Raw genomic sequence first — 12,672 nt, forward strand, 5'->3', positions numbered from 1 at the left:
CTTTTACTTTTTTACTTCTTCCAGAAAGCAGCACACATGAACAACGCACAAAAAATCCAGGCAGGCTTCGACATCGGCAACCTCCACGCGGTGGCCGCTCCCGTCACCTTCGACGTGCCCGTCATCTTCGACGCGGACGGCGAAGCCGTGGCCGGCCTGACCATCGTCGGCAAGAACAGCGAGCAATACCGCGTGGCCAACAACGCCGTGCGCGCTGAAGGTTACAAGAAATCGGCACGCCGCAAGACGGCCATCGACGCCTCCACCGACGAAGGTGCGGAACTGCTGGTGCAAGCCATCGACGGCAACCAGAAACGCCTGGCCCTGGCCGTGGTCACGGGCTGGTACGGCTTCACCAGCAACGGCGCCCCCGTGCCGCTCGATGCTGCGCTGCTGGAAGCGGCCTTTGAAAAATATCCAACCTGGCAGGAAAAGGTCACCACGGCGCTGGAAAACGAGTCGAATTTTTTGAAACTCTGACGGCCAGCCTGCTGCGCTACGCCGGGCACCAGTTCGAGCGCGGTGCGCGGGCGGCCGACGGCCATGCCAAGGGCGAGCATATCGATGCCGCCCGGCGTCATCCGCTGTACCGCGCACCGCCCGAAGAGGCGACGCCGCCCATGCCGTTCGAGCTGGCGCACGTGTGGGAATGGTTTGCGCAATTGAACCGCAAGCGGCAGAACGGCATGGCCGTCAATCCCATCGCCAGCACGGAAATCCTCGCCTGGCAGGCGCGCCACGGCATCGCCATCGAGCCGTTCGAGCAGCAGTTGCTGGACCAGCTCGACGCGCTGTTCCTGTCGCACCAGCATGCGGCGGGCTGACCCGCATTTTCCAACCCGGCCGCCATGCGCGGCCTTTTTTATGGGCCAACGATGCCAGAGATAACAGAATTGAAATTTGTCATTGACTTGACGAAGGCGACCGACACCGCGCAGGTACTGAATGCAATCAGTGGGGCCAGCCTGGCTGCGGCCGAGGGCATGAAGGCGACCAATACGGAGGCGGAATCGTCGGCGCTGTTGCTGCGCGCCCTGGCGGAGCAGGCACGCGATGCCACTGCCGCCTCGAAGGCCCTGGGGGCGTGGAATGCCGGCGAGGCGAAGTCGCTGGCCGATGCATTCAAGGTGGTCAATGGCCTGGGCAATGCCTATACGCGGCTGGCGGCTTTCCGCGCCGCGGGTAGCGCCGCCACCGCTGGCGCAGGCGCCAAATATGGCGCTTATGCGATTGAAGAGCAGCGCAAGGACAAGCTGGACACGGCAGGCAAAGAGGCTGCCGATGCCAAGGAAAAGGCAGCACCGGCAACTCCGGCAGCTCCCACTCGCAAATATAGCGAGGCGGAATGGAAGGAGGCAGGTGAGTTTGCCAAGACGTTCGGTGAAAAACTGGAGCACGCGTTTGGCAAGGTCGGCGGCACCATCGGAAAAATGACCACGGCCTTGCTGGGCTTCAGGAAGGCGCAGGACGATATCGATTTTAACTTCGCCAAGGAAGTGAAGGAAGACCCGTCCGAGAAAGGGCAGGAAAAGGCACAGGAAAACAGGAAAAAGGCCACGGTCAAGCAGTATCACGACATGGCGACTGCCGCGAAGGGCTTTTTCAAAGAGAAGTCGGCCGGCTATGAACTCATGGAAAAGGTGGAAAAAGGATTCCGCGCCTATGAATTTGCCATGAATGCCAAGTCGCTGTTTGAAAAGCTGACCAGTATCACCCTGGTGACGACGGCGAAGACTGCGGCGATCACGGCGGAAGTCGCTGGTGAGGCAGCATCGGTCGTGCCGGTAACTGCCGCAGAGGCCGCGAAGTCCAGCGCCTACGGTGTGTCGGCGCTGGCCTCGTCATTGGCCACGCCGTTCCCCGCCAGTATCGGCGCGTTCGCCATGGTGGCCGGCATGCTAGCGGCAATCGGCGTCGCCGTTTCCGGTGGCGGTGGTGCCGATACCACCGCCAAGGATCGCCAGGCCGCCAACGGCACTGGCACGGTGCTCGGTGATTCATCCGCGAAGTCGGAGTCGATCGCCAAGAGCCTGGAAATCATGGAGAGAAACTCGGGCCTGGGCCTGGCATATTCCTCGTCGATGGTGGTCTCACTCAAGCAGATCGTCTCGGGCATCGGCGGCCTGGGCAGCTTGCTGGTGCGCTCGGACATTCTGACATCCGCATTGGGAACCAAAGGCAGTTCCAGCGGGGGCTTCATCGGCAATGTCGTCAGCAGCATTTTTGGCGGCAAGACCACGGTGCAGGATGTGGGGATAGTCACCAACTCGTCGCGCCTGGGCGACCTTGATACTAAGCGCTTCGACGTGAATTCCTATGTCGATATCAAAAAGTCTGGCGGCTGGTTTTCCAGTGACAAGAAGTCCACGAATCTCACGGCCATGGGAGTGGAAACGAATGACCAGTTTACAAAAATCGTTCTCGGCCTGCGCACGAGCATCGTGGCGGCAGCCGATTCCCTGGGCATGGGCGGCGATGCCTTCACGGCGCGCTTGAATTCCTTCGTCGTCAGCCTGGGCAAGATCAGCCTGAAGGACCTGAAGGGCGAGGAAGTGCAAAAGGCCCTGGAAGCGGCCTTTTCGAAGCTGGGCGACGACATGGCGAAGTTCGGCGTGGGGGGGGCTGGAAAAATACCAGGCCGTGGGCGAGGGCTACCTGGAAACATTGGCGCGCGTGGCCAACAACTACATGCAGGTGTCGGACGTGCTGGCAGTGCTGGGCAAGTCGTTCAACACTTCCGGCCTTTCCGCGGTGGCGCTCAGCGAAAGCCTGATTCACGCGGCGGGCGACCTCGATACCCTGACCAGCGGCACAGGTTTCTTCGTTCAGAATTTCCTGAGCGAGGCCGAGCAGATGGACCCCGTCACCAAGTCGGTGCGTAGCGCCATGGCGGCGATGGGGCAGTCCGGCGTGACGACGAGCGAGCAATTCAAGGCGCTGGTGCTGGCGCAGGACTTGAATACGGTCGCCGGCCAGAATATGTATGTGCAGCTGCTTGCCATCGCCGAACCGTTCAAGAAAGCCGCCGACTATGCGGCGGACCTGTCCGCCGCCACGGGCGAATTGGCTGAGGTGACCAGGACAGCCAGCGATATCGCCAGCGAACGGCGGGACTTGCAACAGCAGTTGAATCAGCTGACGCAAAGCGAAGCGCAGTTGCTGGCCGCGCAGCGTGCCAGCGTCGCCGATGCTAATCGTGGATTGTTCGACCAGATCCTGGCCGTCAAGGCGGTGACCAGCGCGAAGGATGCGTTGGCCAAAGCCTACGAGACGGAATCGGCAGCGGCCAAGTCGGCGCTGGAGAAGTCGAAATCGTGGGTGACGACCTTGAACGGGCTCAATTCCTGCATGGCTTTGGGCACCCAGTCAACGCTGACGCCGGAGCAGAAATATGCGGAAGCGCGGGCCCAGTTCGAGAAAACCCTGGCGGCCGCGAATGCGGGCGACGCGACGGCGCAATCGGGCCTGTCCACCGCCGAACAGGCGTTTTTGACGGCATCGCAAGTGGTCAATGCGTCCGACGCCCGCTATGCGGCAGATTACGCCCGCGTGGTGGAAGCGAACAAGGAAGCGTTGAAATGGGCTGCCGCGCAAGTCGACGTGCAGCAGGCCAGCCTGGATGCGCTCAATGCCCAGGTATCGGGCTTGATCAAGATCAATGACAGCGTGCTGACGGTGGCGCAGGCCATCGCCGGTCTGCGGGCGGCGATGGGCGGTGCTGTGGACTTGGGTGTGCAGTTCAGCAATCCTCCTGTGGTCGCTGCACTTGCCGCGATGACCACTCCGGTCGCGGCGGCCGTCTTCGATCCCGTGCGCTACTCGTCGGCGGCGAACGTCGGTTCCGACGTACTGGTGGCCGAAATCCGCGGCCTGCGCGAAGACAACCAGGCCATGCGCGTGGAACTGGAAGGCTTGCGCGCCGACCAGCGGGTGCAAACGGGCGCCACTATCCAGGCCACCTTTGAATCGAACGCCAATGCCGCCAGGACGGTGGTCGATGGCGTGGACAAATCGTCCCGGGCATCCGCCTGGGCCAATTCAGTGAAAGGAGAATACGCATGACCGCTGCCCAATTTCAGGAATGGCTGCAAAGCCCGTCGGCCATCCGCATGGTGCTGGTCGAGGCGCAAGTGAATGTGGCCGGCAGCGAGGTGACGCGGTATATCGCCTCGCGGCCGTATGTCACCGGGCCGCAGGAGGTGCCGGCGAATACCGTCTACCAGCCGCTGGCCAAGGGCGGCCTGGCCTTCACGGAACAGGTCAGCCTGTCCGGCGAGGCGGGCCTGTCGGGCGGCGATATTGAACTCGATAACGCCGATGGCGCTCTGGATGGCTGGTTGGATGACGTCTGGATGAACCGGCCGATCAAAGCATGGGCAGGCGATCCCTCCTGGCCGCGTGCCGACTTCCAGCTGGTCTTCGACGGCATCATCGCCGACGGGGCCAGTGCGGGGCGCGAGTCGGTCAACCTGGTACTACGCGACAAGCTGCAGCGCCTGAATACGCCGATCTCCGAGGCCAAGCTGGGGGGCACGACGCCGAACAAGGACGCCATCCTGCCGATACCGTTTGGCGAGTGCCACAACGTCACGCCGCTGCTGACCGATCCGGCGACCCTGGAATACGGCTTTCTCGGCGCGGTTGAATCGACGTTCGAGGTGCGCACCAACGGCAAGCCGATTGCCGTGGCCTTGAATGACCAGGCGGGACGCTTCAATCTGACCACCGATCCGTTTTCCACCACGATCACGGCCAGCGTGCAGGGCGACAAGGGCGGCGGTTATGCGCCGCGCATCGCGCCGCTGGTGCAGCGTATCGCCACCGCCTACGGCAAGGTATCGGACCACTTCACCCTGGCCGACCTGGACCTGGCCAATCTGGCCGCCTTCGATGCCGCCCACCCGCAGCTGGTGGGCCTGTACGTTGCGGACCGGACGAACCAGGCGCAAGCTATCCAGCAACTGGCGGCCAGCGTGGGCGCCCAGGCGCTGATGTCGCGCACCGGCCAGCTGCGCCTGGTGCAGATCGCGCTGCCCGCCTCCGGCGTGCCGGTGCAGATTGGCCCCGAACACATGCGACTCAATTCCTTGCGCCCGGTACAGCGCCTGCCAGTGGTGGCGGCCGTCAAGATCGCCTTCGACCGCAATTACACGCTGCAGGCCAGTCTGACCACCAGCATCCCGCCAGCGCATGCCGACCTGTACGCGACGGAGTGGCTGACGGAAACCGCTGTCGATGGCGATGTGAAGGCGCGCTACCGGCTGACGGATGACCCGCCGCAGATCGAAACCTGCCTCAAGACCAACGCGGACGCGCAAGCGGAAGCGGCCCGGCGCCTGGCCCTGAACAAGGTGCAGCGCACGATTTACGAATTTGATGGAGAGCCTGAGATGATGATGCTGGAACTGGGGCAGCCCGTGGTGCTGCGCGATGATCGCTTCGGCCTGCAGGACGGCATGCCCGGCGTGGTGGTACTGCTGTCGCACCAATGGCTGGCCGGGCGCGTGACGGTGGGGGTGCTGGTATGACGGCCATCGGCGGCGCGCGCGATACGCTGCTGCAGGCGACGGCTCAGCGCTTCAGCACGACGGCCGATGGCAAGGCGATCCTGATGTCGGCCAGCACGCCCGTCTTTCGCGTCAATAGCGCCGGCGCCGGCGCGCCCGGTTCGATTGCCATTACCGCCAAGCCGGTGAACGTGGTGGGCGATATCGTGTTTTCCGTATCAGCCGGCACGACCTTGCGGGTCAACGGCAACGTGGCCACGGTCGACTTTGCCACCATGACCACGGATACCGCCCTGGTGCAGGCGCGCATCCGCGAATTCGGCGTCGATTACCTCGCCAATTACATGGTCAGCAAGGTCTTCGACGGCGTTGCCGGCGAGACGGGCCTGGCCGGCTTGAACACGGGCCAGGCCTTCGCCTACAAGCGCGCGGCCGTGGCGCCTGCGGACTCGCCCGGCGACGTGATCTACACCTTCGCCACGGCGGCCATCACCACGCCGGCCGGCAACGACCTGGCCAATGGCTGGTCGAAGAACATCCCGGCCGGCACGGCGCCCTTGTACGTGCGCGTGGCGGCTGCCAGCTCGCGCAATGCCACGGATAGCATCGCCGCCAATGAGTGGGCGGGGGCCGTGCAGCTGGCCAAAGATGGTGCTGCGGGCGCCAATGGCGTCGACGGCCTGAATGTGGCGCCCGTGCGCATCTACCAGCGCGGCGCCTCCAACATTGCGCCGGCGCTGCCAAGCGCGGCATGCACATTCACCTTTGCCACGGGCGCGCTGACAGGCCTGAACAACGGCTGGTCGACGCAGGTGCCGACGGCGGGTGGTGCCTACCTGTTCACATCGGGCGCCACGGCCGCGTCGCGCACGGCGACCGACGACATCGCCCCAGGCGAATGGGCGGCCGCTGCGCGCCTAGCCGCCGATGGCGCCACCGGCCAGCGCGGTACCGTGACGGTGACGGCGCCCGGCTATTCGGCCTGGTCGGATGCCTCGGCCGTGTATGAGCTGGGGCATGCAGGCTATGGGGCGCCGATCAATCGCGACGTGGTGACCTTGTATGACGCGACGCATGCGGTGACGAAGTTCTACGTTGATGGCGGCTGGGAGAGCTTGGATACTGTTCTGAACGGCAATTTGCTGGTGCCGGGCACTGTGGCAACGCAGGCGCTGGCGGCGGACTCCGTTACAGCCGAAAAGATTGATGCGCGAGGGCTGAGCATCAAGGATACAGCTGGCAATATTATCCTCAGCGCCGGCACGCCCTTGACGTCGAACTATATGAATGCGGGGATAGGCGCAGGCAATCTGATCAGTAATTCCGGCCCGTACCCTGGCACTGCGGGGGGCTTCGGCGTGGAGTATTCTTTCGCCCCAGGGCTGACAGCTGTCATTGATAGCCCTGAGTTCTACCGGCCGACCGGCGCCGGCGGCGTTTACATGCGGTGCCCCGGGACCGTTCCAGTAGATGCGGTGGCTATCATGACCCCGAGGCAGGACGGCGCATTCCGAAAATTTCCGGTGATTTCTGGCGTGCGCTATGAATTCAGTATCTACATGACGACCCACCGCTGCAAGGGCGCGGCAAATATCGCCTTTTACGATGCCGCAGGCACGTATATAACGGAGATGGGTGGGAACGCTGTGGACAACGTGTCGACCACAGGCCCCCTGAGCGTGTGGCCAAGATCCGTTGTATTTGCTGTGGCGCCGGCAGGGGCCGCTTACGCGTCTGTACGCGGCGTGCTTGTTGGCAAGGGTGCCGTCGATGCCTACCTTTTTACCTCGTCGTGGTACTTCGGCGTGGCGCTTGCCGCGCAGACGGTGCCATCTGCTTGGGCCGATGGTCCAGGAGCGAGGTTTGGAGACAATCTTTACGGTCAGATCACGCCGACCAATTCGCCGACTTACATCGCTAACGCCGCCATTTTAAACGCGCAGATTGGCGGCGACATTTATAGCAGTAATTGGAATGGCAGTACGACAGGATGGCATCTGGACCGGAATGGGAATTTCTATGCGAACAGCGGCACTTTTCGTGGTGAACTACTTGGTGCGTCTGGCACTTTTTCCGGGAGATTGACGGCAACGACAGTTATTGCCGGACGGGGGCAAAACGAAAATAATACAACGTTCATCGATTTTAACGCTACCGGTAGTATGCCGTTTATCTATGCTGGCTCGGGAGCCGTGCGGATCACCGCCGATGGAGAGGGTACTTTTGCCCGCCGAATCCTCTCGCCACCGAATCTGGTGAAGCATGGAGTGGAGCGGATTTCCCCAGGAGTAGTGGGATGGATTAATGACGAATATCGTCAGTTTACTGTTTACATCGATACCGGGCACAGATTCGAGTCTCCATGGCATACCGTCCCATCGGACACTTTTTTGGCCAATGCCACGATTTCAGATGGTCAGAGCTGGCGCGGTGGCTGCAATGGCTATAGCGAAGCGTCTATTGTTGTTGGTGATGGCCTCAACAACGGAGCCTCCCTCTTGCCTCTCGATAATCAGATATACATTCGATTTACCTGGACCCCAGTCAGTGGCAGTGGCTACATCAACCCAACCGAGATCACCTGGAAATTGGTGAAAATCTAATGAAAAATCTACGCATTATTTATGACAATGCCGCCGACCGTGCGGTGTTGACGGCATCGAGCCAGGCGGGTGCGCTGGGGCCGGCCAATATGCAGCGCGACGGAAAGTCTCTGGTGTTGCGCTCAATCGGCGCAGCGTTGAGCATGACGGCAACGTGGCCATCACCGGAAATCATCGGTGGCGTGGCCCTGCCGTTTTGCAACCTGACTCCAACTGCGACCATCCGCGTGCGCGGCTACATCGAGCTTGGCGACGCTGCGCCAGCGTTCGATTCCGGCGTCATGCCAGCGTGTGAGTATGCGCGGCTGGGCATGTGGGACTGGGGCGCATTGCCGCTAGGCTTGAATGCCTACAGTTACGGCGGCGGTACGTATGCGCGGTGCTGGTTCCAGATGCGCAGCATCAGGAAACTGGTGATTGACCTGGCCGACCCCGACAATCCTGCCGGCTATATCGAGGCTCCCCGCCTGGTGGCGGGGGCTTACTGGAGTCCCGAGCAGAACGCATCGTATGGTGCTGGTATCACGACAGTCGATACCAGCAGTCAGTATCGCAACGGCGCCGGCGAACAGAAGGTGGAGCGGGGCGTGATGTACCGCAAGCTGTCGCTCGCGCTCGATCACATGACGCCGCTGGACCGTGCCGAACTGTGGCGCATCGTGCGCGGCAACGGCCTGTCGCGTCCGCTTTTCGTCAGCCTGTATCCCGATAGCGACGACGTTGAGCTGGAGCAGGCGCACCAGGTGTATGGGCGCCTGGCCAATCTGGCCGCCATCACCACACCATCTTTCCAGGCTTATGCCACCAACATTGAAATCGAGGAGCTGTAATGGGAGATTTTTTTTACTATGGGCAGAAGGATACGATCCAGCGCCTGAATGAGCTGGCTGGGCGCGGCGCCGTTGTGGCGTCGTATGCGCCAGGGGTGGGGCGGTCTCCGCTTGGAGGGCCGAATGGCTATATGAACCCTGCTTGGCTTGATCCAAATTTACCTTTATATACAGATGTGCCTCTGGCAGTTAAAGCTGCTGGTAAATTTGGATATACATTCCTTCATGCTGGCCAAGGGCAACGCTTGTATAAAATTGCAACATTACCAGTAGAAAATATTGGTTCCTACGCTACCCTACGTATAGACGCAATGCTTGGCGGGTGGGGGGGTAATCAAGTTACAGCGATGACTGTAATTATGGGTAATCGGGGTTATTTCTCAGTAGATTGGTCTTCTAGCTTGTATGTCCCAAAGGAAGTTAGATTTGTTGTCTACCAAGAAGTAGATGGAAGTCACTCTGTTTACCTGTTTTTTCTTCCCTCAATATTCGCCAAAGCCGCGTTCAACTTGCAAGGTCTTGGCTGCCAGTCGTATGCGTCGCCTACCTATACGGACACAGTTTCCGGCACTCTTGTATGGGATAGCGGGGCTAATGTTGGAAGTAATACCTACAAATCCCCTCGCTCTTATGGAACAGGCGAATATGTAGGTTTCGAAAATGGCACTAGTTTTGACAGTATTGTTGAGGTGCGTGCGCAAGATGGAGCCACATCTTCTGTGTCGTATATCGCAGGTGCACCAAAAGCAAATTCAATGGCGGCTAAACAAGAAGCAGAAGCCATTCGTATTGGTGTATCTGGTAATTCGGGCGTTTCTTACGCAGGCTTCTTCAATGCTTACGTGTCCGTCGGTGAAAATGCCAGCCCATTCGCGCTGGGGTATAAACTGACGCTAAAGGCTCGTGACGTGGGTTCGGGAAACTTCACCCCAACACTGTTCTCCATTGCCGGTAATGGCATGGTTTATGTTCCCTTGCTCAAAGCAGGAAGCTCAGACCCAGCTGCGTTTCACAATATATCCCGTGGAACGGGACAAGGTGCAGAGATTCTTATGGTCGGCGTAGATAATGCGCCAGCGCCAAGTGTAGGAATTTTGGCTTCTGATGGGACAGGTAGTTGGGGGCCAACTCTGTCGGTACTGTACGTGGGTAAGAACTCCGTTACAGGCCGCAGCATCTCAGCTTCCGGTACAGTTAATACATCTGGTAACGATTATGCCGAGTATATTTTCAAAAGCCCAATCTGCGGCATCGTCTCCCCCGGTCAAATTGTCGGCATCACCGCCGACAATAAAGTCACGGACAAGTGGGCCGATGCCATCATGTTCTCGATCAAATCGACGGCACCCTCGTTTGTCGGTGGCGATTCCTGGGCCAGCGACGTAGGGCAGCGCCCGTCGCCCCAGGCAGGGCCAGCACCGAGCCAGCCCCTGCGCCGTGAAGACGTGGTCACGCAGCAGCCATTGGCCGGCGCCAATCCACCGGATTACGAGGACGTGGTAACTGAACCAGGCGACACCGATGAAGAATGGGCGGAAAAGCAAGCCGCCTACACTGCCGCGCTGGCCGCCCACAACGTCGCCGTGCAGCAGGACGCCGAGGCCATGGCCACCTTCGACGCGGCGCTGGAAGTCAAGCGCCAGAAGGTCGACCGCATCGCCATCGCCGGCCGCGTGCCGGTGAACGTGCAGGGTGCCCAACCAGGCGATTACATCGTGCCGGTGCAGGACGGCGCCGGCATCAAGGGCGTTCCCGTGCACGAGGATGACCTCAGCATGAAGCAGTACCTGCGCGCGGTCGGCCGCGTGATCTCGATCGAGCCGGATGGCCGGGCCTATGTGATGGTCAAGGTCGTGTAGTACAGCAGCACTCCACCACAAACCCGCTTCGGCGGGTTTTTTCATTTCCACCACCTGAAAGGCAACCATGGCCCTCGAAACCACCGCCGCCGGCGGCGCTTTAATCAAACTGTTTGGCGTGCCCGTGCTGGCTGGCGCCGCTGCCACGTCGCTGGGCTTCATGTTCATGTGGCCCCAGTCCACCAAGGAGGCGTTTATTCGTTTTTGTTCCAGCATTATCATTTCCACCTTTCTCGGTCCCGTACTCGTGGCAGCCGTGCTGTCGTGGTGGCCCAGCTTGTTTGACAGCGCGAAGACCGTGGCGGGCCTGTATGGCGGCGATCCGGCCACGGGATTTTTGTTCATCGCCGCACCAGTGATGGTGGCGGCTGGCTTGCCCGCCTGGTGGGTGCTGGGCGCCTGCGTGCGCTGGTTCGACAAGCGGCGCGGCAAGGATATCGGCGAACTGGCGGCCGATGCGGCCGCTGCCGTCAAGGATGTGCGAGGTATGCTGTGACAGGCGCGCAATTGATGCAGATCATGCCGTTGGCCGGTCGCCGCGCTACGCTGTTCCTGGCGCCACTGAATGCGGCGATGGCCGAGTTCGGCATCGATACACCGCTGCGCCAGGCGGCGTTCCTGGCGCAGGTGGGCCACGAATCGGGACAGTTGCGCCATGTGCGCGAACTGGCCAGCGGCGCGGCCTATGAAGGCCGGGCCGACTTGGGCAATGTTGTCGCCGGTGATGGCGTGCGCTTCAAAGGACGCGGCTTGCTGCAGGTGACGGGGCGCGTCAATTATGCGGCGTGCGGCGTGGCGCTGGGCCTGGACTTGCTGGTGGCGCCGCAGTTGCTGGAGCAAACGATTTTCGCTTGCCGCTCGGCGGGCTGGTTCTGGCAATCGCGCGGCTTGAACCGCCTGGCCGACGCGGGCGACCAGGAACGGGTGACGCGCCGCATCAACGGCGGCGTGAACGGCCTGGCCGAGCGCCTGGCCCTGTACGTGGCAGCGCGCAGGGTGCTCGCATGAAGCCGTCGTTGAGCATTGTGGCCATGCTGCTGTTGTTGGGGGCAGCCGTATTTTCCGCCCAGCGCTGGGGACGCGAAGCGGGCCGTGCCGCATGTGCGGCGCAAGTGCTGCAGGTACAAGGCGTATTGCTGCGCCAGGACCAGGCGCTGAATGCACTGAGGGAGGAGGGCGTACGACGCTCGGCGCGGGCCCGGCTAGCGCTGGCCGGTGCCCTGGCCGGGCAGACTGAGGCGCAGGCGGCTGCGGCGCGTATCCTGGCATTGCAGCCCGCAGGCGATGCGTGCCGCGCGGCCGAGGCGCTGATCGCCCGTGAAACGGCTGGAAGCGCCGCTGGCGGGACGCCATGAGCGCGGCATGCACGGCAATGACGAGTGCGCCGGCGCCGCTGCGCGTCTGGCTCTGCTTGCGCGCTTGCTCACTGACCTGTTCACTGGCCAGCCTGCTGGTGTGTCTGCTGGGGGGCTGCGCGGCAGGCGGACCAAGGCTGGAAGCGGCAACGGAAAGGCTGCCCATTGCCGTGCCCTGTATCGCCGTTCGCCCTGCGGCGCCACTCTTGCCAGCCGTGCCGCAGCACGGCATTTTTGCGCAAGTACAAGCCTTGCTGGCGCGCGAGCAATTGCGTACTGCCTATGTGCGGCAGCTGGAAGCGCTGATGGATGGCTGTGCCGGCAGCTAGCGCAGAGCGCTGCTTGACGACATCGGCGCCTGGTTGGTGGCCAGAGTGCAGTTGACTTGCGGCAGGCTGCACCGTGCATGCCCCCTGGCCGCGAGCGCCCGGTGGCGTTTCCTCATGCCCGGTCCTGATGCTGCCTCCCATGCCGCCTTCTGGTGCGGCCGCGTGCTGGCGCGCCAGAAAACAGTGCAG

General features: G+C 61.8%; 11 protein-coding genes. All 11 read left to right on the top strand.

Annotation, left to right across the window (positions count from 1 at the left end):
- Window positions 1–36 precede the first annotated feature (36 nt).
- Window positions 37–480 (top strand): hypothetical protein, encoded by a 444-nt coding sequence (locus KY494_RS28605; protein ID WP_219889239.1) that lies wholly within the window; start codon window positions 37–39, stop codon window positions 478–480.
- Between the two features lie 140 nt (window positions 481–620).
- The gene (locus KY494_RS28610; protein ID WP_219889240.1) at window positions 621–824 is read left to right on the top strand and encodes a hypothetical protein; all 204 of its coding nucleotides are present in this window, start codon (window positions 621–623) and stop codon (window positions 822–824) included.
- 69 nt (window positions 825–893) lie between these two features.
- Window positions 894–2,882 (top strand): hypothetical protein, encoded by a 1,989-nt coding sequence (locus tag KY494_RS28615; protein WP_219889241.1) that lies wholly within the window; start codon window positions 894–896, stop codon window positions 2,880–2,882.
- A gap of 1,176 nt (window positions 2,883–4,058) precedes the next feature.
- On the top strand, window positions 4,059–5,528 hold the full coding sequence (locus KY494_RS28620; protein ID WP_219889242.1) for a hypothetical protein: 1,470 nt from the start codon (window positions 4,059–4,061) through the stop codon (window positions 5,526–5,528).
- The gene (locus KY494_RS28625; RefSeq protein ID WP_219889243.1) at window positions 5,525–8,110 is read left to right on the top strand and encodes a hypothetical protein; all 2,586 of its coding nucleotides are present in this window, start codon (window positions 5,525–5,527) and stop codon (window positions 8,108–8,110) included. The genes KY494_RS28620 and KY494_RS28625 overlap by 4 nt, the downstream gene beginning before the upstream one ends.
- Window positions 8,110–8,940, top strand: a complete 831-nt coding sequence (locus tag KY494_RS28630) for a hypothetical protein (RefSeq protein WP_219889244.1) — start codon at window positions 8,110–8,112, stop codon at window positions 8,938–8,940. The genes KY494_RS28625 and KY494_RS28630 overlap by 1 nt, the downstream gene beginning before the upstream one ends.
- Window positions 8,940–10,799: a hypothetical protein gene (locus KY494_RS28635; RefSeq protein WP_219889245.1), complete on the top strand. Its 1,860-nt coding sequence runs from the start codon at window positions 8,940–8,942 to the stop codon at window positions 10,797–10,799. Before KY494_RS28630 ends, KY494_RS28635 begins: the two co-directional genes overlap by 1 nt.
- Window positions 10,800–10,866: 67 nt before the next feature.
- Window positions 10,867–11,295: a hypothetical protein gene (locus tag KY494_RS28640; protein WP_035819886.1), complete on the top strand. Its 429-nt coding sequence runs from the start codon at window positions 10,867–10,869 to the stop codon at window positions 11,293–11,295.
- Window positions 11,296–11,309: 14 nt separating this feature from the next.
- Window positions 11,310–11,807, top strand: coding sequence for a glycoside hydrolase family 19 protein (locus tag KY494_RS28645; protein ID WP_219889246.1), 498 nt, complete (start codon window positions 11,310–11,312; stop codon window positions 11,805–11,807).
- Window positions 11,804–12,154 (top strand): hypothetical protein, encoded by a 351-nt coding sequence (locus tag KY494_RS28650; protein ID WP_219889247.1) that lies wholly within the window; start codon window positions 11,804–11,806, stop codon window positions 12,152–12,154. Before KY494_RS28645 ends, KY494_RS28650 begins: the two co-directional genes overlap by 4 nt.
- Window positions 12,151–12,483, top strand: a complete 333-nt coding sequence (locus KY494_RS28655) for a hypothetical protein (RefSeq protein WP_219889248.1) — start codon at window positions 12,151–12,153, stop codon at window positions 12,481–12,483. The genes KY494_RS28650 and KY494_RS28655 overlap by 4 nt, the downstream gene beginning before the upstream one ends.
- Window positions 12,484–12,672 lie beyond the last annotated feature (189 nt).

The organism is Janthinobacterium sp. PAMC25594 (assembly GCF_019443505.1).
Lineage (GTDB): Bacteria > Pseudomonadota > Gammaproteobacteria > Burkholderiales > Burkholderiaceae_D > Janthinobacterium.